The sequence below is a fragment of the Acinetobacter sp. I-MWF genome, from assembly GCF_025433935.1.
GTDB classification, from domain to species: domain Bacteria; phylum Pseudomonadota; class Gammaproteobacteria; order Pseudomonadales; family Moraxellaceae; genus Acinetobacter; species Acinetobacter guillouiae.
In genome coordinates, this window is the sequence record NZ_JAMBAR010000001.1 from 595,390 (window position 1) to 620,155 (window position 24,766).

A 24,766-nucleotide genomic window follows, 5' to 3' on the forward strand; every position below is an offset into this window, starting at 1 on the left:
TTAAACCTTATTAAATTGTAGATAGATAAACGGTTGCACCCGTATGTGACGCACCGACAACATTAAAATGACTTTCTGTTTTAACTTTTGCAGTGATTGAATACGCATCTCTTGCCGATTTTGTTGCTTCAATGGCCGTTAATACTTGAAGTAATTGGTCAATCGTTAGCAGGTAACTAGTAGGAATATTCACTATAAAAGTAAATGGCGGTTGTCTCGGATTGAGTGCATGCCAAGGGGTTAATTGGAATTGAGGGACGACAGTTGAAAGTAAACTTTCAATGGAAGATCGGGTGCCACGTTGTGCATTGAAAGCCTTACTTTCTGTGATGGCATTTCGTTTTTGTGATTCGGCCCAGTTAGGCTGCCAATACTCGACACGGTGCTCCCATGCAAGCCAAGGTAAGTGAGCAACAGGGCAAAGATGAATACGATGTAAATCAACAAAAGGGACGGGAAGTGCAGTAATTTTTTCACCAAGCTGCTCAATATTCTTTTCAAGTTTTGTGGCGTTCGGAGGCAAGAGTTTAGACATCGCGAAACTCCGTAATTGTTAGCGTTGTGCCAATACATTTTGCATACCGGCTTTTGGCTAAAATGATGTCACTCGCTGGCGAAGTCAAATTAACATTTTGTACACCTGCCACATGTAGAGCGTGAAAAATTCCGCTGCGAGTGACGTCATACCCCAAAGCATTAACCATTTTAATGTAGGTGTTGAGTGCCTCTTCAGCAGCCGTTTGAACCACTGCAGAATCAGGACCAGGGAATAAAACTAAAGTGGCGTTTACTGCCCATTCAAAAGGTGTGGCTGCTTTTATAGTTACAGCATCTGTAAACGGACGCTTAGTACCAGGATCTAATGCGACATCTATAATATTGAGTAAAGTTTGAGGCGCAACATCATCAATATGACTTTGTACAAATATATCAACGTATCCAGCTGCAGGCGTTTCTACCGCGATATCCTTAACATGGCCATGTGCACCTAAACCCCAAAATTGATATGCACCGACTGAACCTGCAGATTTACTTTCAGGCTCTAATTGAACTCGACGACGCAAATCCTCGTCATCTTCCATAACCGCTTCAATCGGTGGGTTTGCGGTAGGATCTGCTTCAATAATTGTTTTTCGATAAACATTACGGTTAGCTGCTAAATGGTCTAAATCTGCGCCTTTTGCATAGGCCAGCATAAGGGCTTTTGCTTTGGCATTAATCTGAGACGTTTTAAGCAATAAGCGATAAGCAAAAGTTTCAAGTACTTTAACGATTGGCTCACTTTCAAAATTTAATACTGGCGCTAATTCAGGATCTCTTGCGATGAGATCTTGTTTGCATGCATCTAACTCTGCTTCAAAGTCGAGCTGCTCTATTACATTTGGAAAGGGTAAAGCAGAAAGATCGATACGATTTGAACTCATGTAGCTGCCCCGATTAGAAATTCTTGTTTAACTGTTTGATTACCTGTAATGGTCTTGATATTGCCTAGAATGGTAATCAGCCAATAGCCCACAACAGCAGCAGCTTGGCTAACTTGAACTTGACTAATTTTGATACGAGGTTCAAAGCGAATCAGTGCAGTCGCTGAGGCATTCATAATCTGAAGCTTGGTAAAGTCATTACAGGGTTGATCAATCAGATGCGGAACAAGTGAGCCGTAATTTCTTCGACATAATCTAGTGCCGATCAAAGTGCTTAAAATGTCATGCATAGATTGATATAAATGCTCAGGAAATGAATCATTATCAGTAATTGCTTTACCAGTGTTTCGATGCATACCTTTCATTGAGTTGGTCCTCCTGAAGTGTCTGTACCACCTTTCACACCTAAAGTTTTATGTGTAGTTAAGCTAATGTTTTGGGCGATGACATCCGTATCAGAGGTGATATCTTGTTGGGCGTGGATGCCTTCCGTAACGTCCAATTTTTTTTGAATTTTGACCTGACCAGTAAATTCAGTTTCAGGAACATCAAAGGTGCATTTGCTTAATTTAAAAATGGCTTCGCCTGAAGCGACATTGACAACAAACGAATGATCACCTAATTGAATATAAACCTCGTCAGGGTCTACGCTTGGGGGAGGAAAATCTTCAGAAAACAAACTGATTTGCGGTACCGAATTAGTCAGCTCACCGCCTTGTGCTGAAACTGAAAATTGTTCTCCGATCGATGGACAGCGCCAAATTTTAACAACGCCTGCAGCAATGGTCGGAATAGGAATCCAATCAGTCTCATTTTCATCAATTTTTAAGCGAATTTTCCATGCTGAAGCATCGACCGCTATTACAGTTCCAATACTGGAAAGGTTTTGAAATTGACGTAAAAGTTGACTGCTCATGATGATATAAACGTAAAAATGCCCATGCTTACAAGCATGGGCATTTTGTTTTTAAAGTGCGAGGAATTGAATCCTGTTTAGCGCTTAATCAGGAACCTTCTATCTCATCGTTTCATTCAATTATTGTCTAGTCGTTATTTTATATAGGTTATTTTAGACAATTAATCTTTTTTGAAATTGACTAGCATACATAAAATTTGAAAAATTATGTAAAACGATCCTACATAGAATATTTTATCAAATTAACTTTAATGTTTTGTATTTTTAAGAATATTGTTAAACTATATGCTAAGTTAAAGCATATGCTCGTGCAACAAGTCTGTAATTGGCTAATTTTATTTGGAAATTTAAAAAAATATGAAAATCAATAGGTTGAGTATTAAGTATCACCCAACTGGTATTGAAATTGAAGAGGTAGAGTTTGATCAAACACTTTCTTTACTTGTTGGTATTTCAGGGGTTGGTAAAACAACCATATTAACAGCTATTCAAAATTTGAAAAGTGTTGTTAATGGTGCTTCAATAAATGGATTTGAATGGGACATAGAGTTAAGTAATGATAATAATAAATATCATTGGAAAGGTGCATTCGAGTTCGGTGAGGATTCACTAGATCTCATTGAGTTATCAAGAGCTTTTAATTTCGGTTCCGAAAAAAAAATTCCTGAATATAAAATTAAATCTGAATTTTTGATTATCAATGATAATGAAGTAATTTCACGAGAAGATGATAGTATTATTTTTAACGGTCAAAAAACAGTTAAATTAGCCCCTACCAAAAGTGCCATAAATTTATTAAAAGAAGAAGATGATATTTTAATTATCTTTAATAATTTCATGAAAATAACAACAATAGACAATAATGATTACTCAAAAAATACTTTCTCATTAATAAATCCTGATTTTTATCGTTATTTAGAAGATAATCTTGATTTGAATAAAATTAGATCTGTTAAAAATGATATTCAGTCTAAGCTTTACTTATGCCAAGAAATAGTACCTGAAGCTTTCAATGATTTTATTAGTATCTTTAAACAAATCTTTCCTTATGTTGAAGATCTCAAAGTTGAGACATTAAATCTAGGTGGAAAGTTAGAAGAATACTCTCAACTTATCATTAAAATTAAAGAGCATGGTGTTGATCATTGGGTAAGTCAGAATTCAATTTCCACTGGAATGATGAAAACCTTAATACATTTAGCATATGTGTTTTTGAGTCCTAAAGGAACAATATTCTTAGTAGATGAGTTTGAAAATGGTTTTGGTGTAAATTGCATAAACTCAATTTCTGATAGAGTTTTAAATGCAGGTTTAGACTATCAATTTATTGTGACAAGTCATCATCCGTATATCATTAATAAAATTCCGGTTGAGAAATGGAAGATTGTGAATAGAGAGAGAAATGTTATTAAAACTTATAAAGCTAAAAACTATATAGATAATTCTAATCATGATTCTTTTATAAAATTAATAAACTCAAATTTTTATATGAATGGTATTTATAATTTAAATAATGATGATGATTGGACAGAAGAAGATTTTGAATAATGATTTTATATATGTTACTTGAAGGTGAAACTGAACCTCATTTATATCCAGCTTGGCTAACTGTCTTAGCTCCAAATATGCAACAAGAAGATTTTATTGAAAGACTCGATTCTAATAAGTTTTATGTGAAGGGGGGATTGGGTTATCCTGGATTATTAGATAAGGATCATGGTTTAAAAAATACTCTTAAGGATATAAATGACTATAAAAATATTGACCAATTATGGATTGTCTGTGATGCTGATGACCAAACAATTGAGGCTAGAGAAGCTATTATCTATTCTAGGATTCAAAAGATATTAGAAGAAAATAAAACTTTGTCAATAGCTCATTGTGATATTCAAATTATAATTCAAAAGGCATCTATTGAAACTTGGGGCTTAGCAAATAAAAAGGTTTTTCCAAGAAGTAATATAGTTCCACCATTTGATGAGTATGTTGCATATTATGATGTTGGCATTGATGATCCTGAAGAAATGAGAAAGCCTGAAACATTTGAATATTCAATTGGTAGATATCATGAAGGTTATCTGAAACAAATGCTATTTGCAAAAGCGAAACAATCAAATAAAGCAAAAAAAATTTATTCAAAAATTGATCCTACTCCATTAAACAAAGAGTTCTATCTCAGGAACATTATTATTAGAATGGAACAGGACAACCATGTGAATAGTTTTAAAAAGTTTTATACATTGGCATTAAAGTTAAATCAAAGATAAATATATCTTAACTTCTTTTACAATCCATTTCTCATCGTACTTATTAAAACCAACAAGTTCGCGAATAGGGTATTTGGTAGGTTTTGAAGGATTAACAGGATGGATAGTCTTTCCTTCTTGATGTACTTTCGCAATTTGGGCTGTACGTCCACCAAAACCTACTGAAGCTTTGTCGGCTGAATATTCTGTTTTTAATTGTTGGCCAATCTTTTTGAACATGGCACCTTTACGTTTAATACTTCCAATTTGATCTCTTTTTCTTGGCGTAAAACGATTACCATTTGGATCTCTTTGCTGACTAATTCTGTCTTTAGATCGTATTCTCAATCCTTGAGCCAAGCGACGCATCAATTCGCGACGTTGAGATGGTTCTAGATGTTTAAAGAATTGATCAAACCAACGATTTAAGGCAGCAAAAGACTTCATTATTCTGATCCTTTCGAAATGAATTTACCTTGTAAATCACTCCATACTAACTCAGGGCAAATATGATAACCCTGGTCTTCTATTACCACTTTATCGCGCTGAGGAAAGTCAACTTCAAGGTCAAAGGTATCTTTATCAATAATTTCAGAACTAAATGAAATTTGTAGATCATTGCCCGTGGTGTCTAAATGTAGATTTTGAGATTTAAGCCAACTCCGAATTAGCATGATGACTTCTATTGGATCTAAGCGATAATCAAGAAATAAAAGCCGAACGGTATAATCTAGATAACCTTTTGCTTGAGTGCCATTAACAATAAATAAATGGCATTTGTCTGCAGTCATATCCGGCAATTTTTCTTGCAAAAATGTTTTTAAACCGATCAAGGCGATCATGATTTAATTATCCATTGCTGCATAATTTAACTGACTTGCAACACGTAAGGTCCAACCTTTTCCATAACGTGACCAAGTACTTAAACTTGTATAATATTTCAATCGTTCTGCATTGAATTTCAATAAAATATCATTCAAATCAGCTTTATGAATGGCTTGAATTGTTAAGTTACCGATAATGCCATCATCTAACACGCCTACAGCCAATTGTAGTTTACGTTTGGCGGTTCCCATACCTGCATTAATGGCAAAATCCCAAACTTGAAAGACAAGGGCAGAGTCGATCTGATCGGCATTGATCTTGTCCCACCAATCTCGTTTATAAATATTTTTGGCTTGTTCAAGGCTTAAACTTTTAATATCTAAATCAGGATAAGTCATGGCAGAAATACCATACTTTGTGCCGTTGAGTTGACCTTTACCAATTACACCAGTCGTCCAATTGCCACGGTCTTGACGATCATTTGTAAATTTACCTTCATGGCCAATGAGACGATCAAAGGCTTGATCAAATGTAAGAGACATGATGATTTCCTTATTTATTGAACATTGCAGCAAAAGCAGCTTTAACTTCAGCAATGATTTCGCTAAAGGTTTTACCTTTGAGTAACTGCATAGATTGATACCAAATACCAATCAGCAACATGCCAAACACGGCAAAAAGTAACATTACAAAACCTTGAGCCATATGTGAGTATTGCTGTAATTGATAATATTCAATGCAAGCAGCACCACCATATAAACTGATGGTTACGCTAATCGAAAATTTTAAAATGACACCAACGGTGATTTTTATACGACCTTGGGTGTCAATATCACCACTTAAAATCAAGGCGAGAATTGCGCCCATGATCGCTGCAATAATTTTAAAAAGCCATGGTAACCCCTTAATTGACAGCGGATCATTCATCGTTTTCCCCTTGAGGGAAGTTAAGTGTTCAAACATAACTAATCCCATAATTTAATTGTCTGTGGCCGTTGAGCTTGTACCAGTTCAGGTAAATTAATGACTTGATGTTCTTGCAAAATCACTTGTTGCAAATTTGAGTTTGCTTCAAGCAGTGCAGGTAGCATGACTATCGACTGATTGCCGTAATAGCGGTAAGCGAGTGAATCAAAAGTATCATTTTGTATTGCTTTGATCTGATTCATATCAGTTTTACTCGGTTACGTTTTGGTCTGCCTTTACTGATTAATTTACCAATGCTGTAATTCACTGTTCGACGTAAAGCTTGCGTTTTAACTTGTTGATTTTCACCACGGGTTTGTCCCGTTGTTGTGGTATCAAAATCTAAATTATCTTCACAAATCAGTGCAGCTGCTTCATAGCAAACTGCACGTTTGTAATATCGAATTTGAGTATCAGTTTCGATATTAAGTAAAAGTGTTTGATCATTAATGTTATCCATGGCGAGCATGATTTTTTCAGTCAGCAGTACTTCACCTTGGGATTTGTCTAAACGCACCTGACCCAACATATCTAAAATACTGACATTGGGACGCATTGGATCAGGATTTTCGACTTCATTATCAGGCACAGGTGCATTTAGTAACATTTGACCTACTCCACAGCCGTGGTGGAGTCGGTGGACGCAGGTACTGAGGCATCGGCAGTTTGATCTCCAGATGTATCAGCCTGCGAGCCGACAGTGGCGTCGGGAGACGACTCGGTTGTTTGCTTATTCAATCGTTTTTCGAGGGCTGTTAAATATTTTTTACAGCCAACTTTACTATTGAGGCGCAAAGCATTTTTATACGCAATTAGGGCTTCAACAGGCTGAGCCTCGTTTAATGCATCCCCTAACGCACGGAAAATTTTGGCACGGACCTCATCGACCATTTGTTCACCGACACCCAGCTCGATGATTTTTTTAATCAATTCAGCATGAGCGACGGCTAATTCGGAATCATCAATAAAATCACTAGCAGATTGCTCTGTAACGAATTCTGCAATGCCACGGCTGTAGCCTTCAGGCATCACCATTTCATTCAAAATTGCATATTCAGCAATACGAACCGCGAGTTCATATTCACCAGCATCGATGGCCCAAATCATTAAAGTCACTAATGTTGTATTTTGAGCTGAAGGGGAAACAGCTAGGCAACCATCGATGTAACCCAAATATTCTGGCAACCATTGCTTTTTCATTTCAATACGATCTTGAATTGATTTATTTTCTTTCAATTGGTTCATGTGATTGAACAAACGTAATTCAATATTTGCCGTTGGTGATGGTGGAACGATTACGGTTTTATCGCCTTCAGGTGAAGCTGGATCAAAGCCCATAATGACCGATTTACTTTTTAAGCGTGGATCTTGGCTTTTTGCTTGTTGTTGCGCTTTGATTGCGAGCATCTTTTCACGATGCTCACGCATTGAATTCGTTGCCATTAGTCTTGTACCTCAATGTTTTCTAACAAAACACAACGTGTGTAATCTTCGACGACAAAGTCTTCATTCACCGATTGCCAATCTACAGCTCGATCCCATTGGGGCTCTTCCGTGATTGAACGTACCAGTGTGCCTGACTGCAGATATATTGAGAGGTTTTTAGGGTGTGTAATTAAGATTGTTTTGGGTGGGAAACCAGGAACATGCATCGCTTTTAACGTACCCAATTGTTTGTTTGCATAGATTGAACGCGCTGCCAGTTGTTCTGTTGGATCTTGAATGGTATTTAGCAACGGTAAATATTTATCGCTGAGAATGCCACGTCCACAAATTGCAATTAAGCCACTTTCACGATGCTGTTCAGCGATATATTCTTCGACAGCAAACTCGACAAGACCATCAATAGTTTTGAACTCATTGCCTGCACCAACTTTGAGGACTAGTTTTCCTGTCCCATCATCAACACCGGCATAATTTTGCTCAGGCGCATTGTCACGAATTTTTTGCAACCAACCTTTTTTAACATCTTGTAAAAGGGGATTGGCAACACGGTCAGAAGTTGGCGCACGATATAGGCCATTAAAGCCAATACACAACTTATCTAATGCGATGGCGTTAATTACCATTGTTTGGAGTAGTGATTTAAAATTCGGATGATGTTTCCAAGCATTTAACAGCACCCAACGATATGCAACATCATAGTTGGTTTGTGTACATAGATATGTATCTAATAAATCCACTGAACCGACATATCCTGGTTCACGCGCTTTGACACGAGTATCCGTTGTGCCTGCAATTCGGATACCAACATTTAAACCAATTTTTTCACCACTGGCATTATCCACTGGAAACATATTAATTAATTTTAAAAAGTCGGCTTGTTGTTGATAGGCAGCAATGATTTTTTGTTCAGGTACAGGCTGAACGGCAAAATTATTAACGACATTTTCAACCGCATTGGCACGGGCAATAGCAGCCATATAAGCGGTTAATTTTGTACGGGCAAGGGGATTTAGAACGACTGACATAATTGATAAGTTCCTTATTAATAATCAACACGGTCAGCATCACCGCCTGCAGCTGCAGGTGGAAGATTTACTGGAGTCGTTGAAAGTTGAGTAAATGAAGTTTCTAAACCTTTAAGCGATTGCAAAATTGGTTCGAGTGCTTTGCCTAGAGCCTCTGATGGATTTGATAGAAAAGTCTGTGGCGCAGCTGCAGGTTGATCTGTGGTTTGAGTCACAGGCGTTGTAACAGGTGTTGTAGTTGCTACTGGTGCAGGACTCAATGCACTGAATTTCTCATTTAAGTCTTTGATTGATGCGAACACAGCAACAAGACCTTGAGTAACCACCGTTTTAAACTCATCATCACTTTCAGTCGGCTTTGTTGGCGTGATTAATGATTTGAGTTGTTCTAAGAAACCTTTTTGATCGGTTGGAACTGAGTTATTTTCAGTTGGAGCTGTCAGTGACATGTAAATCTCCGAATCGGGTTGAGTGCGTAAAGAAAATTGATTTGATGAAAACTTAATGGCTTGAGTTCCCAGTGATGCAGGTTGATCAGTCATGCCAAGGCCGACTTGATAGGCTTTATTGGTCCCTGCAAAATTGCGATAAAACTCAATTGAGGGAAAGATTTTCTGTCCATTTTTATTCATGGCCACAAAATTTGGTAAGGCAGAAATTGTGTTGTAAAGACAAAGTTTTCCGCCTTCTTCAACTGCTTCAACTTTGATAATGTCGCCATATGCATTAAATGGTGGTTCAGGTGACCATCCAGCAAAATGCTCAATGTTGATGCGCCCTGCATAATGTTCAGGATTGTATGTATCGGCCATGTCTTGAATCTCTTGACGACTCAATTCACGACCATCGACCGTTTGACCTTCACGGGCAACTCGAAAGCGTTTTTCTACACGTCCTTCTCCTGGTAGTCCCATTATTTAAATTTCCATCTATGTTTCTGATGTATGCAGTCTGCTTGTGATGACAGGGAGGTCGCAACGATCTAAATCCTGTTTAACGCTTAATCAGGATTTTGTTATTCGTTGAAAATGAACACATAGCGCTACATTAAGCGCATGAATACATCACATCCTTTGACTTTCGAGAATATAAACCCACGGCAACATGGACGAATCCTATTTGCGATGGGCATGACTGTGTCTGAAATCTCAAAACAATTAGAAGAAAATCGGGCAACGGTAGAAAGTTGGAAGCAACGTGATAGTTGGGAAAAAGCAGATTTATTCGATGATCTAACGATAGGTTTAAAAGTTAGATACTTAGCGCTGACTTTTATGGAAAATAAAAGTAATGCCAACTATAAAGAAATGGATTTTATTGGGATTCAATTTGAACGTTTTGCTCGAATTGAAAAATATCGCGCAGGTGGTACACAAGCAGATCTCAATCCAAAATTAGAAAATCGCAATAACAAACCGAAAAAACGCAAACTTAAAAATCAAATTACTGAAGATGATTTGGCATTGCTTGAACAAGCATTTCAAGATTTTTTATTCGTTTACCAAGAGGAATGGATGGATGCCATATCCTGGTCTCGAATTTTTATTTTATTAAAATCTCGACAGATTGGTGCGACTTTTATCATTGCGTTATGGGCATTTATTGACTTACTAAAAACAGGTAAGAATAAAATTTTTATGTCAGCCTCAAGAGCACAGGCATATCAGTTTATTGAGTACATCAAAGCGTTTTGTTTGGAAGTTGTTGGCATCGAATTGACTGGAGATCCAATTGTTGTCAATGGACCAAATGGACAAGCAACTCTATATTATTTGGGAACAAATGCGCTTACAGCACAAGGTCGCCATGGTGATGTCATCATGGATGAGTTCTTTTGGATTCGTAACTTCTTAAAATTTAAAAAAGTCGCTTCAGCGATGGCTTCACAAAAGATGTATAAGCAAATTTATATGTCGACGCCATCCAGTATTTTGCATGAAGCCTATGCGTTTTGGACGGGTACTGATAGTAAGCGCAAGCTTCCAATTGAGATTGACGTCAGCAAAACAGCACTAAAAATGCCTGTGTTATGTGCGGATCGTAAAACGCGCCAAATTGTGACATTGGATGATGCAGAAGCCAAAGGCTGTGATCTATTTGATCGAGAGGATTTACTTGCAGAATATGGCGATGAAGAATTCGCCAATCTTTTTGATGGTGAGTTTATTGATGATTCAGGCTCATATTTCCCTTTAAAAGATATCACACCGAATATGGTAGATTCTTGGGAAATTTGGAATGACTTTCACCCCAATGATGAAAAACCATACTTGGGTGAAGTTTGGCTTGGTTATGATCCATCGTTTACAGGTGACAATGCAGCACTAGCGGTCATCGCTCCACCACAAACACCTTTATCCCCTTATCGAATCTTAGAAGTAAAACAATTCAAAGGACAGACTGCACAAGAACAAGCGCTATATATCAAAAAAGTTTGTGCAAGATACAACGTCACATTTATCGGGATTGATAACACCGGGAATGGCCTAGCTGTTTCTGAGCATGTTTCTAAATTTTTCCCTGCACTAACAAGATTGAATTATAACCCTGAGTTAAAAATTCGCATGGGTTTACGTGCAAAAGAGTTATTTCAAAAACGCAGACTACATTTTGATGCAGGCTTATTGACTGTAGCAAAAGCATTTTTATCCATCAAAAAAGCCCTGACCAGTGGTGGTGGCAACAAAACTTTAATTACCAGTCGATCAGCAGAAAATGGCCATGGAGATATGGCTTGGGCGATCATGAATGGATTAGAAAGAGCACCGATTGTCGACATCACTGATCAATCTCAACATGGCGCTACACGTAGCCGAATCAAGGTATTTAATTCATGAATTTTAAATCTATGCTATCTCAGCAGTTGGATCGCTTTCGTGTGTTGCCAACACAACAAACAGCAGCTGCTCCAACCAGTAAAATTATATGTAAGAATTTTGGGGAAGCGCAGCCTGTTTTAGACGGGCATGACCTATTCGAATATGGCTATTGTCCTAAGTGGCAAGATTGGTATGAGCTTCCATATGACATGTTGGCCACTGCAAAATTATTTCGTGCAACGAGCCACCATACCAGTGCTTTAATTGTAAAACGTAATATCTTGACCAGCGATTATATTCCTCATCCTTTATTAAGTCGGCATGAGTTTAATGCTTTGGCTTTGAATCTTTTAACCTTTGCAAACTGTTATGCACATATCAAAAGAAATCGATTTAATGGAATTGTTGGAATTGGATCTAGACCAGCACTCAATATTCGTCGGGGTTTAGATTTATCCAGTTATTACCAACTTGATTGGGATCAAAGCAATAATTATCAATTTGCACCACAGGATATAATTCATGTTTATGAATCCGATATTGGTCAAGAAATTTACGGTGTGCCCAATTATTTGAGTAGTGTTAATGCGATTTTATTGAACGAAGCAGCAACGCTATTCCGTCGTCGTTATTATAAAAATGGTGCACACGCAGGTTTTATTTTACACATGACAGATGCACTTCAAAGTCAGCAAGATGTCGATGATTTGGAGGATTCACTGGAAAACTCAAAAGGTGCAGGGAACTTTAAGAACTTACTTGTATATACACCTGGTGGAACGAAAGATGGTGTTAAAGTTATTCCATTGGCTGAAGTAGCAGCTAAGGATGAATTTTATAATATTAAAATAGCCAGTCGAGATGATCAACTTGCAGGGCATCGCATACCACCTCAACTCATTGGAGTCGTTCCTCAAAATGCAGGTGGATTTGGTGATGTTGAAAAAGCAGCTAAAGTTTTTTATTACAATGAGATTGTGTATTACCAAAACTTGCTGAAACAGATTAATGAGCGATTAGGTAGTGAAGTGATTCGTTTCAAAAATTATGAGCTTTTATTACCTAGTAAGTAGCTAAAATTTTTACATGTAGATATTTTTGACGTAGAAATGACCAACATCCTGTTGGGCATTTCTACGTATTTGATACGTTGGTCTGCCTCCTGTCATACCTTTACATTACATTCCTTATATCTTATTACTCTTGTTTGGAGTCTCCTTCTCTTTATATGTTCATGATTAGAAGATGAATTTTTGCTTTTTTTTAGGCAAGATGTATATTTTTGAAGCCATACTTTATTTGTCTGATGTTCAAATATTTTCAGGAGAAAGGTCGAAGTATGAAGTGGGGGATGTTAAATGATCTATTTTTTGTTACAAAATATATATTCTATAATTTTCATCAAATAATGATAATCTATGTCCTTAATAATGTAAGTATATTAAATACTTCTAAATAATTAATTTAAATTAGGTTATGAGTCTTAACATATGGATAAGTCTAATTTTTTTGAAATATTTAAGTCTACAAAAGAAAGTGATTTATTGGACTTATCTCGAGAATTAATTTTCCAAGGTATTCCTTATGTTTTTTCTGGAGATAAGAAAGCCTTTTTCCTTTTCAGAAAGAGAATTTCAGATTTTTGGAACATACACTATCAAGATATCTACATTACTGGTTCTGCTGCTTTAGGCTTTAGCATCTATAAAGATACAGTATTTTCATTGGATTCCGATATTGATGTTGCTATCGTTTCAAATGATTTATTTGAAACGATTTTAAAGGATATTCATTTATGTCAATTAAATTTGAGGTCAAGAAAGGTAATTCTCTCTGAAAGAGATACTAAGGCTTATCATAAGTTCTTAGAATATATTGCAATGGGATGGATCCGTCCTGATTTACTGCCAACTAATTTAGCTGAATGCATTAAGATCTTAAAAGATCAATGGTTCAACTTCTTTTCCTCAATATCTAATGGTAACTCAGAGGTAGGTAATTATGTTGTGGCAGCCGGTGTGTTCAAAAGTCATTTGCATCTGGAGCAATATACTTTATTGGGATTAAAAGCAGTTCATTTAAACTATCAAATAGGAAATTCTAATGACACAGTTAGTCCCTAGTTTATCAAATCCAACTATAGGTAACTTATTCAATCAATGGACATCTTCAGTTTTAGATATACAGCCAGATTTTCAAAGAAAATTTGTTTGGACATATAAACATCAAGAACAGTTTATTGATACTATTCTGAAAGGCTTACCTTTTCCTGAAATATATACTGCTGTAAGTTCTACAGATAGAGAAACTTTACAAACAAAAAGTATAGTCATTGATGGTCAACAAAGATTAACTACAATTTTTAACTACATTAGTGGGAATGAGGATTTTGTTTCTAAAACTGTTCCAACCTTTAAGAATTTAACGGATGATCAATTAGATAGTTTTTTATCTTATAAAGTAGTAGTCAGAGATTTAGGGAAAATAAGCGATAATGAGATTAAAGACATTTTTCATAGAATTAACCTAACTAAGTTTAATCTTGATGATGTAGAAATACATAATGCTGTATACGATGGAGATTTTATTTCAACTGCTAAAGAGAGTTTAAAATTCTTGGATTACTTGAGTGATTTAGATATTTTTAGTGATTCTCAGCTAACACGAATGGCTGACCTTCAATATATTCTGTTAATAATGAGTACAATTGAATACAACGCATATTTTGTACAAAACAAAAAAATTGAAGAATTTATTATTCAATTTAACTCAGAGTACCCCAATAAACATGAAATGTTAGCAAAGCTAGAACTTGTTTTTTCTTACCTAAAGGAATTAGGCATAGAAAGCACAAGTATTTGGACTAGAAAATCGAATTTTTTCACTTTGTTTATTGAGTTGAGTAAAAGAGAAAAGCTTCCTGACCTTTCTGAATTTAAAAGTGTTTTAGATATATTTGAGCAGAATGTTTTGGAAAGTAAAAAGGATCAGAAATCAAACTATTTCAATTATTATAATGCAATGTTTCAGGGTACAAACCATAGAGGAAATCGTATTATTCGAGGGAAATATATAGAAGATCTCTTAAATTCTATTGAATGAGATCTTAGCATACAGAGCTTTAGAGTTAGAATTCTTTCTTTAATGATAGAAAAAGTTAAGAATCTCTAAAATTTACATAATACACCTTATACGAAACCAACAAATGGGAGATTTAGGCTCCCATTTTTATCAATCTTATTACACCTCAAGTTTAATTTTCTCAATTTAAACTTAAAGAGTTTTCAGTTTTAATAGCATTTATCCAACTATCTAAATTTGTTAAACCATCGACATAATGCTTAATATATAGATAATTTTCTGCCTGATTTAATTGATAAATTAGACTGTTTATTGCGAATCCCATCATAAAACCTGTACCAGTTAGACGATTTACAACGAAGTATTGTTTATCTTTTAAATAGTCATTTAAAATAATAAATACTTTATCAAATTCTACTTGGACATAATTTTCTAAAAATAATAATTTAGTGTCGTGCTGGTTCCCAATAGAATTAAATATTTTTAACAACTAGGTAGTCATAGCAGAACATTCTAATAAATGAATTCACTATAAATAATCGACATAATATAAATCATTAAGATCAGGTGCTAGCTGAGGCGCTAATTATTGAATTAATAATTCAATAATTACTTTTCTATTCAATTACTGGAGATTTACCTAACGGGTGAATAATTTTTATAGATTTTGGCGCTTTCTAACAACTAAGTTTTATAAATTTTCCTTAATTTCAATTTTATATATCAAAAAATTTCGGATTAAGTCAAACGCAGTCTCCTCTCCCACCTGCCCACTTACTAAATGTCTCATTTTTGATGCATGCAGAAATTAAGTGTAAAGCTTATGTTTTAAAGGTTTTTAGACGTTTTAATGAATTAATTTTGATGCAAAATGATGCGATTTGATGCAAAGAGAAAGGGCATTGAATAATGTGAAGTATTTTACTGTTTTTATAAGTCCTAAAATAAAAGTCCAATTTAGGTTACCAAGCTTTAAAGTGATATATAAGTTATTAATATTTAATAAAATAGTTGGTAACTTTTATAAGGTTACTTCGGGTTACCAAGACAATTAAAAAATCAATTAATTATTAATAATCATAAGGTTAACGGGTTACTGTTGGTAACCTAAAAAACGGGTTACTGGTAACTCGAAAGTAACCTAAAAGTAACTTTTATAAATAGTATATAATCTTAATATATTCATATAGATAATTGTATATATTGATTTTGGTAACTAAAGTAACCTGTTTTTTTTATGACCTGAAATTTTGAGATAAGGGAACTAGTCTATTTAAATTCTGAGTCAAGTTTAGGTATATTTTTGAATATATTGTTTGTGAATCTTCTATACATATAGCCGTATGATGCTTATTTATTTAATTTTGGCCGAAAAAAATCACTTATATAAGTGATTGATTTATAAAAATACTGATTAATATGATGAGATTCTAAGGTTGTCCAATTTAGTCGTCCAATGTATTTTTTTACAACTAAATTGCTACTATATAAAAAACAAGTTATTTAACTTATTAATAAATAATAATAATTATTATTCTTCTATCCAGTCCATCATCGGAGCGACCGAAATACGAGGCGTTAAAGATTGGAGCTCAGACATACAGTCAACCTGAAAAAAGATAGAAAAAAAGCAAGTGCGGATTATACGTGTTTTATTTTAAAATCAATAACCATACTCAAAAGATAGAATTTGTAAAATTAATGAATATTAATTTTTTGTATTTGCTTAGAACCCCGATATGGCAGAGTTATATGAAATTTGCATAACTCCACCAATATGTTAAAGCTGTACGAGTTAAAACTACAACATCATACCACCAGAGGCTTCTATTCTCTGACCTGTGATCCAGTTAAATCCTTCACTAAAAATCGCAGCGATTGCTTTTCCAACATCATCCGCTTCACCAATACGGCCTAATGCCGTGATAGATGCGATCATCCCCTGAACTTGCTCACTATTGCGGACTGCACCGTCTCTAAAATCAGTCGCAATCGCACCGGGCGCAATCGTGTTGACACGAATCCCTTTGGAGGCGAATTCTTTTGCCATATAACGTGTCATGACTTCTACAGCGCCTTTTGCCATGGCGTATGCAGCTGACCCAGGCATAGAAAAGCGTGTTAGACCAGAGGATATATTTACAATATGACCGCCATTTTCAATGAGTGGTAGCAATTTTTGAGTGAGAAAAAATGGACCTTTCACATGGATATTGAGCATATCATCTAGATCATCAATACTAGTTTCTTCAATACTCGTATGTAAACCTGTCCCAGCATTATTGAGTAGGTAGTCAAAACTTTCACGACCAAATTGCTCTTTTAATACGAAACTCAAGCTTTTTACCAAATCATCAAATAATGTGATATCTCGAATATCAGATTGAATGGCAAATGCGTTTTGACCTTTTTCTTTAATCTTCTCAACCACGTCTAGAGCGGCTTTTTCATTGCGATGATAAGTCAAAATAATGTCAATATTTTGCTCAGCGAGTTTAAGCGCTGCATCTCGACCTATTCCACGACTCCCTCCGGTGATGAATGCGATTTTATTCATGTACTGACCTCATATTATGCTGATTAACTGTTGATAAAATTAAAGTACAGGAATTAATTGTCTTGATAAATGTAAGTAATCAGATAAGACTGTTCATAAATAATGAGCAATTGGAAGTGATGTATGGATAAGATTGAGACGATGAAACGTTTTATCGCTGTTGTACAAAATGGTAGCTTTACCCGTGCTTCAGAACAGCTCAAGATTCCTAAGTCAGCAATCTCTATGTCAATCACTAAGCTTGAAGATCATTTAAAAACTCGTTTACTTTATCGAAATACAAGACACCTTTCTCTTTCAGAAGCAGGTCAGCGCTATTATGTCGAATGCTTAAGATTATTGGATGAGTTAGAAGGCTTAGATAACCAATTTCAACAACAAAGTGAAGAACTCAGTGGTGTGATTAACATCGATATGCCAAGTCGGTTTTTTTCTAGCGTGGTGGCTCCCCATTTACCTGCATGGTTTCAACAATATCCAAAAACACAGATTAAGCTGCTTGGCGTTGATTATCGTATTGATCCTATCAAGGAACGAGTAGATTGCGTAATCCGTGGTGGTCAGCTTGAAAGCAGTAATTTAATAGGACGCCATTTGGGTATTATGGAAATGGTTAATTGTATTAGTCCCAGTTATGCGGAACATTACGGTATACCAACATCATTAGAGGATCTTAAAAATCATTATATTGTTGATTATTCGCATGCGGACACCCAGTCGCAAAATGCTTTTGAATACAATCAAAATAATCAAACCTACCTTGTACCAACTCCAAGTCTAATCAGTGTCGGCACAACGGATGCCTATTTAGCTGCAGGTTTAAATGGACTAGGGATTATTCAAATTCCCAGAATTGGTGTTAGACAACAATTGGCAAATGGTGACCTTATTGAAGTATTAACAGCGTTTACCAGTGCACCGATGTCTTTGTCGATTTTATATGAATCGCGAAATAATCAACCCCGCAGACTAAGTGAATTTATTAATTGGTTGATTCTTCTATTCAAAAAAATGAATCACGATACACTGTAGTTTCACTAAATGAACCCGATGTCGTTTATGCGCAATGTGTAGTCATTGCTCAATTTTGTTTAGGTTTAATATAGCCAAAGGCAGCTTCTTTGAGCTCCCTATCATTTCATACAAAATACTGACGGAATAAGGCTGCGGCCAATATTCCTGCAGCAATCGCCAACAGTGGTTTTTTAAGCAGGAGCATAACGATCAATGTTGTCAGTAACGCCAAACGAGCGCCATGATCACCTTCAACCGCAATAGGAGCCAAAAGTGCAACCAGTACAGATCCTGACATTGCATTAATGAATCGTTGCACACGATCGCTAATAGGTACATAAGACATAATCAAAACACCACCCCAGCGAGTGGCTAATGTCACAATGGCCATAATAAAAATAATAATTAATGGATAAGTGGTGCTAATCTCTAAGTTCATAGCTGTTTCTCTTTCCAGAAAATTCCGACAATTCCGCCAAATAAAGCACCCACAACGACATGACTATTTTCTGGTAAGTACCAATAAGCCAATAATGAGCTACAGGCTGCGATTGTCCAGATGATGAGTATTCTGAGATTTTTTTGTCCACCGACAACCATCGCCAGTAGAAAACAAGCCATGACCATATCTAATCCCAGCAATGCAGGATGATGAATGACATTACCAAAATAGAAACCCAGTCCTGTGCCTAAAACCCACGCGAGCCAAAGCGCAAGGCCTCCTCCAAACAATAAGCCCATCCCTGATTCACCACGATTAAATGCTTGTAGTGAGAGTGCCCAATTGGCATCAGAAATAACCAGCAAGATACTGTATCGTTTGATGGGAGGCAGGTGGCGTAACCAAGGATAAAGAGATGCGCCCATTAAAAGATGCCGAGCATTGATAAAGAAAACTGTGACTATTAAGGGAATCAGTGATATTTGCGCGCCCCATAGTTCTAAAGTCGCAAATTGAGATGCTCCTGCAAAAACAAAGCTACTCATTAACATGATAGAGCTATTGTCTAGTCCTGTTTGCGTTGCAGCTAAGCCGAAAGCAGCTCCAAAAATCACCACGAAAGATGAAATTGGAAGAAGGCTTTTAAAGCCTGACCAAACTTGGGAATAACTTAAACTGTAAATATCTGGGTCAACATTCGACAAAATAATTTCCTTATCTTTTTAAATTTTCTAGTGAGCTATATACCTAATGATCGCTGATGAAAATTAGGGGAAATTTCCTTCTTTTCTTAATAAATTATGGACTTAGAAAGTTAGAATGAAAAGCGCATAATTCTTACATATACTATTCGAAAATCGAATAATTTGGGGGTGATCATGAATCTACAAAATCTACAGATTGATTGGTTAAAATGTTTTGTCGCAGTTGTTGATACAGGTTCTCTTTCAAATGCAGCACCTGAGCTATACCGTTCACAGTCTGCTGTCAGTATGCAGTTAAAAAAACTGGAAGGTGCTTTAAAATGCCAACTTTTAGTTCGAACGCATAGGCAAATTCAACTTACTTCTGAAGGGCAACTTCTTTTAGGTTATGCAAGACGGATACTTGATCTACACCATGAAACACAAATGGCTTTTAATGGAGAAGAGTTAACTGGTCGGATTAGACTAGGTGTACCCGATGATTATGCTGCTAAATATTTAACGCCTGTGCTTAAACGTTTTGCACCGCGTTATAGTGGCGTTGAAATAGAATTTATCTGTGAACAATCGACTTCATTGATCCCACGTATAGAAAATGGCGAGATTGATTTAGCATTGATTTCAAGGGATAACCCCCGTCAAGGCACCTTATTGTTTCATGAGCCAATGGTGTGGGTAGGTTCTCCCCAATTTGAATTATGGCGTGAAGATCCGATACCGATTGCTGTTTATGAAAGTACCAGTTTAGCCAAAAAAAGTGCGATCAATTCGCTCGCATTGCAAGGTCGCCGTTATCGGGTAGTTTATAATAGTTCTAGTTTAATCGGGCAAATTGCAGCAGTTGAAAGTGGTTTGGCCGTCGCAGTTTTTACACAATGTAGCGCGCCTCCGCATTTAGAAATTTTAGGAGCAGAGCATGGACTAGGTCCATTAGCACCCATGGAAGCATCTGTATATAGAAGTCGAGTCTCGCTTAATTCAAAAGCGGTTGATCATTTATATGAGCTGTTAATTAAGACATTAAGGCAATCCATTACCTATTAAAAAGATTTTTATTCGGTACCTCATCTTCTTATGTATCAATATGATGTCTTCGGATGAGATGAGTTGTGCTTTTTATTTAAACATAAACTAAATCTGAAAAAGTTAGAAAAGCACAAAGCGAATTAAATGTGCTTTATTTTAAAATCAAAAGTTGCTCATCTTAAATAACCCAAATTTATACTTTTCTTGAAAATATATTAATGACATTCTGCAAATGCTTCTGCATGGCTTTATATGCCGCAGCACCATCTTGGCTTTGGATCGCTGCCATAATTTCCTGATGTTCATGCTGAGATCTTAAAGGCATATCTTCAGGGGTGTATAAACTACGCATACGACTGAACAGCTCGGTATATTGTTTTCCGAGCAAGTATTTCAGAAAAAAAGAAAAGGCACTGTTTTGGCTGGCTTCGGCAATACGAATATGAAATAAACGATCTCCAATATGCTCACTGGAATGTTCCAAATTATCTCGGACATTCATAAAAAATGCTTCTTTAATCTCTTCTAATTGTTCATCTGTACGATGTTTTGCGGCAAGTTCAGCGAGATACGGTTCAATTTGCAAACGTGCTTCTAAAACTTCAAAAGGTGTAACAGCAGAATCCTCTTTTAAATGAGGGATCAATAACGGATGAATATTGGTATTAAAACCCGTTTGTTCTAAATCCTGATCTTGTTGATCTTTAATGACATACACGCCACTGCCCAGTTTTACTTCAACAATCCCATTGACTTCAAGTGCAATGATTGCTTCACGTACAGAAGTACGACTCACCCCAAGCTGCTGGGCAAGATCGCGCTCAGGCGGTAATTTGGAGCCTAACTGATAAATTCCATTTTTTATATCATCTTGAATTTTATTAAAGATATTTTGATAAAGACGAGTTTGAGTCATAAATTTCAACTTTTACAAAAAATTGGTCTTGCCAAAACCCTTTTGATCAATTAAATTGACTAGACCAATTAATTGGTCTAGTCAATTTGGCATTTACCATAGTATAAAGTAAAAAGCAGGGACGAAGGTATGAGATTGATAAATAAAACGTGTGTGATTACCGCAGCAGCTCAGGGAATTGGTAGAGCCACTGCATTAAGCTTTGCAGAACAAGGTGCAAAAGTAATCGCAACAGACATTAATTTGGAGCTGCTTGAACAACTCAAAAGTCATTCTGACAATATTCAAGTTGAATATTTAGATATTACTAATCCTCAGCAAATTATTGAATTTTCTAAAAAATATCAGAAAGTCGATGTGTTGTTTAATTGTGCAGGTTGGGTTCCAGCGGGTTCAATCTTAGAATGTGATGAAACACAGTGGCAACGTGCTTTTACAATGAATGTAGATTCGATGTACCACATGATTCAGGCTTTTTTACCAGCAATGCTGAAAAGTGCCAATGCCTCAATTATCAATATGTCTTCAGCGGCATCAAGTATCAAAGGTGTGCCGAACCGCTTTTCCTATAGTGTCACTAAAGCGGCAGTCATTGGTATGACCAAATCCATAGCAGCTGATTTTATCGGTCAAGGGATCCGTTGCAATGCGATTTGTCCGGGAACTGTGGATTCTCCTTCACTGCATGATCGTATTGAAGCTCAAGCAAAAGAACAAAACAAAACCATTGATGAAGTCTATGCTCAGTTCGTTGCTCGCCAACCTATGGGACGAGTCGGTAAAGCAGAAGAAATAGCAGCACTCGCACTCTATCTTGCAAGTGATGAATCCTCATTCACAACTGGAACCATCAATATGATCGATGGTGGTTGGTCAAATTAATTTTCAAGCAGATCTAGGATAGAACAATGAAATTATTAAGATATGGTGTAAAAGGACAGGAAAAGCCAGGAATCTTAGATCCACAGGGACAAATTCGGGATTTGTCCTCAGTGATTCAAGACATCAATGGTCAGGTGCTTGCGGCCGAGTTAGATCAAATTCGAAATCTGGATTTATCGAGTCTGCCTTTGGTTGCTGAGGGTGTGCGCCTTGGTGCATGTGTGGGTAATATCGGTAAATTTATCTGCATTGGTTTGAATTATTCTGACCATGCCGCAGAAACAGGTGCAGAAGTTCCCGCTGAACCAGTGGTTTTCAATAAATGGACCAGTGCAGTGGTTGGACCAAATGATAATGTGGAAATTCCAAAGAATTCATTCAAGACAGACTGGGAAGTTGAATTGGGTGTCATCATTGGTAAAGATGGTCGTTACATTAGTAAAGAACAGGCAATGGACTATGTTGCAGGTTATTGCGTGATTAACGATGTTTCTGAACGCACATTTCAGCTTGAAGGCACAGGAACTTGGGATAAAGGAAAAGGCTGCGATACTTTTGGTCCAACCGGTCCATGGTTAGTCACCAAAGATGAAATTGAAAATCCACATAATTTGAAAATTTGGTTAGAGGTCGATGGTCATCGTTATCAGGATGGCAATACCGATACCATGATTTTTGATGTACCAACCATTGTGAGCTATTTAAGTCAGTTTATGAGTTTACAGGCAGGTGATGTAATTTCTACAGGCACACCGCCAGGTGTAGGACTTGGGCAAAAACCACCTGTGTATTTAAAAGCAGGGCAAGTGATGCGGTTAGGTATTGAGGGATTAGGCGAACAACAACAGAAAGTTGTTGATGCTGAATAAGCCAGATTTATCTCAATAGATTTAATTTTTAAGTAATACAAAAGAGGCATTTAAATTCGATGTCTTAGGAAGACTTGTCTTTAAAAAAGCTCAGAATTTAAAAAAGGAATAGGAATGTTAAAAATAACGGATTTAGAAGTATTGGATATTCGTTTCCCTACTTCACAGCAGTTGGATGGTTCAGATGCAATGAATCCAGATCCAGATTATTCAGCTGCTTATGTCATCTTAAAGACGGATCATCCAGCGCTGACAGGACATGGTCTGACATTTACCATTGGTCGTGGTAATGAAATTTGCTGTGCAGCAATTGAGGCGATGCGTCATCTTGTTGTTGGTCTAGATATCGATGAGATTAAGAAAAATCCTGCTTTGATGTGGCGACATTTAACTTCGGATAGTCAATTGCGTTGGATTGGTCCAGACAAAGGGGCGATGCATTTAGCGACAGGTGCAGTAGTCAATGCAATTTGGGATTTATGGGCGAAAAGCGAAGCTAAACCGGTTTGGAAACTGGTTGCAGATATGACTCCTGAACAGTTAGTGAACTGTATTGATTTTCGTTATTTAACCGACTGTATTACGCCTGATGAAGCATTGGATTTATTGAAATCTAATGAGATTGGTAAAGCACAACGTGAGAATACCCTGCGTGTAGAAGGCTATCCTTGTTATACAACTTCAGCCGGCTGGTTAGGTTATAGCGATGAAAAACTTGCACGGCTTTGTCAGGAAGCTGTTGATGAAGGCTTTAACTATATCAAATTAAAAGTGGGTCGCGATATTGAAGAGGATAAGCGCCGTGTCAAGATTGCGCGTGACATTATTGGTCCTGACCGTCATTTAATGATTGACGCCAATCAGATTTGGGAACGTGAACAAGCCATCGACTGGGTTAAACAGTTGGCATTTTCAACCCCATGGTTTATTGAAGAACCCACATCACCTGATGATGTCGAAGCGCATCGTGCTATTCGATTTGCGATTCAGCCGATTCAAGTGGCTACAGGTGAAATGTGCCAGAATCGCATCATGTTTAAACAATTTATTATGCGTGAAGCAATTGATATTGTTCAGATTGATGCTTGTCGAATGGGAGGAATTAACGAGGTATTAGCTGTATTACTGATGGCCGCAAAATACAAACTTAAAGTTTGTCCGCATGCAGGTGGCGTAGGCTTATGTGAATATGTTCAGCATCTTTCTATGATTGATTATTTATGGTTCTCAACTTCCAAAGAAGGTCGTGTCACAGAATACGTTGACCATTTACATGAGCACTTTATCGATCCTTGTGTGATTCAAAATGCAGCTTATATGCCCCCAACACTCGCGGGTTTTTCAATTGAAATGAAACAGGCATCCATAGAGAAATATCGATTTAAGGGTTGATTGACTGAGTTATTGAGGGTCAAGCTCATGCATGCCAAAGGGAAGTGGTATGCAAGTACTATTAGATCAGTCTGATATGCAATACATGGTTGAAATGTCAACAAATTTTAGTACCACAGGACATGATTCATAAAGTAAATCTAACTGATTTGTGGTTTTATCGTGGATGAGTTTTTAAGGGTGATTTTAACGTTCATCCAATCTGGAAAGAATGAA

The 24,766-nt window shown here is 36.5% G+C and carries 28 protein-coding genes and 1 pseudogene; 11 read left to right on the forward strand and 18 right to left on the reverse strand.

The window, feature by feature from the left end; translation table 11 throughout:
* Positions 1–10: 10 nt before the first annotated feature.
* From M2R48_RS02890 to M2R48_RS02905, 4 genes are read right to left on the reverse strand one after another with little or no spacing between them, the layout of a single operon-like run.
* On the reverse strand, positions 11–535 hold the full coding sequence (locus M2R48_RS02890; RefSeq protein WP_096733089.1) for a phage tail protein I: 525 nt from the start codon (positions 533–535) through the stop codon (positions 11–13).
* A complete protein-coding gene (locus tag M2R48_RS02895; protein WP_262085037.1) occupies positions 528–1,424 on the reverse strand; it encodes a baseplate J/gp47 family protein in 897 nt (298 codons plus the stop codon). Before M2R48_RS02895 ends, M2R48_RS02890 begins: the two co-directional genes overlap by 8 nt.
* A complete protein-coding gene (locus M2R48_RS02900) occupies positions 1,421–1,789 on the reverse strand; it encodes a GPW/gp25 family protein (RefSeq protein ID WP_262085038.1) in 369 nt (122 codons plus the stop codon). Before M2R48_RS02900 ends, M2R48_RS02895 begins: the two co-directional genes overlap by 4 nt.
* Complete coding sequence (locus M2R48_RS02905; protein ID WP_262085039.1) at positions 1,786–2,340, reverse strand: phage baseplate assembly protein V; 555 nt, start codon at positions 2,338–2,340, stop codon at positions 1,786–1,788. The genes M2R48_RS02900 and M2R48_RS02905 overlap by 4 nt, the downstream gene beginning before the upstream one ends.
* A gap of 357 nt (positions 2,341–2,697) precedes the next feature.
* Here M2R48_RS02905 and M2R48_RS02910 point away from each other — a divergent pair, with 357 nt between their 5' ends.
* Positions 2,698–3,888 carry an ATP-binding protein gene (locus M2R48_RS02910; protein WP_262085040.1) on the forward strand — a complete coding sequence of 397 codons (1,191 nt, stop codon included), beginning with the start codon at positions 2,698–2,700 and terminating at the stop codon, positions 3,886–3,888.
* An 11-nt stretch (positions 3,889–3,899) separates the two neighbouring features.
* Positions 3,900–4,607 (forward strand): hypothetical protein, encoded by a 708-nt coding sequence (locus M2R48_RS02915; RefSeq protein WP_262085041.1) that lies wholly within the window; start codon positions 3,900–3,902, stop codon positions 4,605–4,607.
* On the opposite strand, the gene M2R48_RS02920 is transcribed toward M2R48_RS02915, so the two are convergent.
* From M2R48_RS02920 to M2R48_RS02960, 9 genes are read right to left on the reverse strand one after another with little or no spacing between them, the layout of a single operon-like run.
* A complete protein-coding gene (locus M2R48_RS02920; RefSeq protein WP_262085042.1) occupies positions 4,593–5,033 on the reverse strand; it encodes a phage virion morphogenesis protein in 441 nt (146 codons plus the stop codon). The genes M2R48_RS02915 and M2R48_RS02920 overlap by 15 nt on opposite strands.
* A complete protein-coding gene (locus tag M2R48_RS02925) occupies positions 5,033–5,428 on the reverse strand; it encodes a phage tail protein (RefSeq protein WP_262085043.1) in 396 nt (131 codons plus the stop codon). Before M2R48_RS02925 ends, M2R48_RS02920 begins: the two co-directional genes overlap by 1 nt.
* Positions 5,429–5,431: 3 nt before the next feature.
* Positions 5,432–5,953 (reverse strand): glycoside hydrolase family 108 protein, encoded by a 522-nt coding sequence (locus M2R48_RS02930; RefSeq protein WP_224964778.1) that lies wholly within the window; start codon positions 5,951–5,953, stop codon positions 5,432–5,434.
* 10 nt (positions 5,954–5,963) lie between these two features.
* Positions 5,964–6,338: a hypothetical protein gene (locus tag M2R48_RS02935; RefSeq protein ID WP_096733105.1), complete on the reverse strand. Its 375-nt coding sequence runs from the start codon at positions 6,336–6,338 to the stop codon at positions 5,964–5,966.
* 38 nt (positions 6,339–6,376) lie between these two features.
* A complete protein-coding gene (locus tag M2R48_RS02940) occupies positions 6,377–6,580 on the reverse strand; it encodes a tail protein X (protein WP_262085044.1) in 204 nt (67 codons plus the stop codon).
* Complete coding sequence (locus tag M2R48_RS02945; protein WP_262085045.1) at positions 6,577–6,984, reverse strand: head completion/stabilization protein; 408 nt, start codon at positions 6,982–6,984, stop codon at positions 6,577–6,579. The genes M2R48_RS02940 and M2R48_RS02945 overlap by 4 nt, the downstream gene beginning before the upstream one ends.
* A 5-nt stretch (positions 6,985–6,989) precedes the next feature.
* The gene (gpM, locus tag M2R48_RS02950) at positions 6,990–7,820 is read right to left on the reverse strand and encodes a phage terminase small subunit (protein WP_262085046.1); all 831 of its coding nucleotides are present in this window, start codon (positions 7,818–7,820) and stop codon (positions 6,990–6,992) included.
* On the reverse strand, positions 7,820–8,848 hold the full coding sequence (locus M2R48_RS02955) for a phage major capsid protein, P2 family (protein WP_262085047.1): 1,029 nt from the start codon (positions 8,846–8,848) through the stop codon (positions 7,820–7,822). Before M2R48_RS02955 ends, gpM begins: the two co-directional genes overlap by 1 nt.
* Positions 8,849–8,865: 17 nt before the next feature.
* Positions 8,866–9,762 carry a GPO family capsid scaffolding protein gene (locus tag M2R48_RS02960; RefSeq protein WP_262085048.1) on the reverse strand — a complete coding sequence of 299 codons (897 nt, stop codon included), beginning with the start codon at positions 9,760–9,762 and terminating at the stop codon, positions 8,866–8,868.
* Positions 9,763–9,903: 141 nt separating this feature from the next.
* Here M2R48_RS02960 and M2R48_RS02965 point away from each other — a divergent pair, with 141 nt between their 5' ends.
* From M2R48_RS02965 to M2R48_RS02980, 4 genes are all read left to right on the forward strand, one after another.
* Positions 9,904–11,685, forward strand: a complete 1,782-nt coding sequence (locus tag M2R48_RS02965; protein ID WP_262085049.1) for a terminase large subunit domain-containing protein — start codon at positions 9,904–9,906, stop codon at positions 11,683–11,685.
* Positions 11,682–12,740 (forward strand): phage portal protein, encoded by a 1,059-nt coding sequence (locus M2R48_RS02970; RefSeq protein ID WP_262085050.1) that lies wholly within the window; start codon positions 11,682–11,684, stop codon positions 12,738–12,740. The genes M2R48_RS02965 and M2R48_RS02970 overlap by 4 nt, the downstream gene beginning before the upstream one ends.
* A gap of 417 nt (positions 12,741–13,157) precedes the next feature.
* On the forward strand, positions 13,158–13,790 hold the full coding sequence (locus tag M2R48_RS02975; RefSeq protein ID WP_262085051.1) for a hypothetical protein: 633 nt from the start codon (positions 13,158–13,160) through the stop codon (positions 13,788–13,790).
* Positions 13,771–14,769, forward strand: a complete 999-nt coding sequence (locus M2R48_RS02980) for a DUF262 domain-containing protein (protein WP_262085052.1) — start codon at positions 13,771–13,773, stop codon at positions 14,767–14,769. The genes M2R48_RS02975 and M2R48_RS02980 overlap by 20 nt, the downstream gene beginning before the upstream one ends.
* 160 nt (positions 14,770–14,929) lie before the next feature.
* Here M2R48_RS02980 and M2R48_RS21600 read toward each other — a convergent pair.
* Both M2R48_RS21600 and M2R48_RS02990 read right to left on the reverse strand, forming a co-directional pair.
* Positions 14,930–15,422, reverse strand: a pseudogene (locus tag M2R48_RS21600) (glutathione S-transferase); the annotation flags it as partial.
* 1,127 nt (positions 15,423–16,549) lie between these two features.
* A complete protein-coding gene (locus tag M2R48_RS02990) occupies positions 16,550–17,305 on the reverse strand; it encodes an SDR family NAD(P)-dependent oxidoreductase (protein WP_262085053.1) in 756 nt (251 codons plus the stop codon).
* Positions 17,306–17,428: 123 nt separating this feature from the next.
* Between M2R48_RS02990 and M2R48_RS02995 the strand changes: the two genes are divergently transcribed.
* The gene (locus tag M2R48_RS02995) at positions 17,429–18,337 is read left to right on the forward strand and encodes a LysR family transcriptional regulator (RefSeq protein WP_262085054.1); all 909 of its coding nucleotides are present in this window, start codon (positions 17,429–17,431) and stop codon (positions 18,335–18,337) included.
* A gap of 106 nt (positions 18,338–18,443) precedes the next feature.
* Here the strand turns inward: M2R48_RS02995 and M2R48_RS03000 are convergent, their stop codons facing one another.
* On the reverse strand, positions 18,444–18,758 hold the full coding sequence (locus M2R48_RS03000; RefSeq protein ID WP_004723188.1) for an AzlD family protein: 315 nt from the start codon (positions 18,756–18,758) through the stop codon (positions 18,444–18,446).
* Positions 18,755–19,465 carry an AzlC family ABC transporter permease gene (locus tag M2R48_RS03005; protein ID WP_004818982.1) on the reverse strand — a complete coding sequence of 237 codons (711 nt, stop codon included), beginning with the start codon at positions 19,463–19,465 and terminating at the stop codon, positions 18,755–18,757. The genes M2R48_RS03000 and M2R48_RS03005 overlap by 4 nt, the downstream gene beginning before the upstream one ends.
* Before the next feature lie 174 nt (positions 19,466–19,639).
* On the opposite strand from M2R48_RS03005, the gene M2R48_RS03010 reads away from it, so the two are divergent.
* Positions 19,640–20,509, forward strand: coding sequence for a LysR family transcriptional regulator (locus M2R48_RS03010; protein WP_244014959.1), 870 nt, complete (start codon positions 19,640–19,642; stop codon positions 20,507–20,509).
* Between the two features lie 175 nt (positions 20,510–20,684).
* On the opposite strand, the gene M2R48_RS03015 is transcribed toward M2R48_RS03010, so the two are convergent.
* Positions 20,685–21,407: a FadR/GntR family transcriptional regulator gene (locus tag M2R48_RS03015; protein WP_004818986.1), complete on the reverse strand. Its 723-nt coding sequence runs from the start codon at positions 21,405–21,407 to the stop codon at positions 20,685–20,687.
* A 129-nt stretch (positions 21,408–21,536) separates the two neighbouring features.
* On the opposite strand from M2R48_RS03015, the gene M2R48_RS03020 reads away from it, so the two are divergent.
* From M2R48_RS03020 to M2R48_RS03030, 3 genes are all read left to right on the forward strand, one after another.
* On the forward strand, positions 21,537–22,289 hold the full coding sequence (locus M2R48_RS03020; protein ID WP_004818987.1) for an SDR family oxidoreductase: 753 nt from the start codon (positions 21,537–21,539) through the stop codon (positions 22,287–22,289).
* Positions 22,290–22,315: 26 nt separating this feature from the next.
* Positions 22,316–23,158, forward strand: a complete 843-nt coding sequence (locus M2R48_RS03025) for a fumarylacetoacetate hydrolase family protein (RefSeq protein ID WP_004818989.1) — start codon at positions 22,316–22,318, stop codon at positions 23,156–23,158.
* Between the two features lie 114 nt (positions 23,159–23,272).
* Positions 23,273–24,550 (forward strand): L-fuconate dehydratase, encoded by a 1,278-nt coding sequence (locus tag M2R48_RS03030; protein ID WP_262085055.1) that lies wholly within the window; start codon positions 23,273–23,275, stop codon positions 24,548–24,550.
* Positions 24,551–24,766 lie beyond the last annotated feature (216 nt).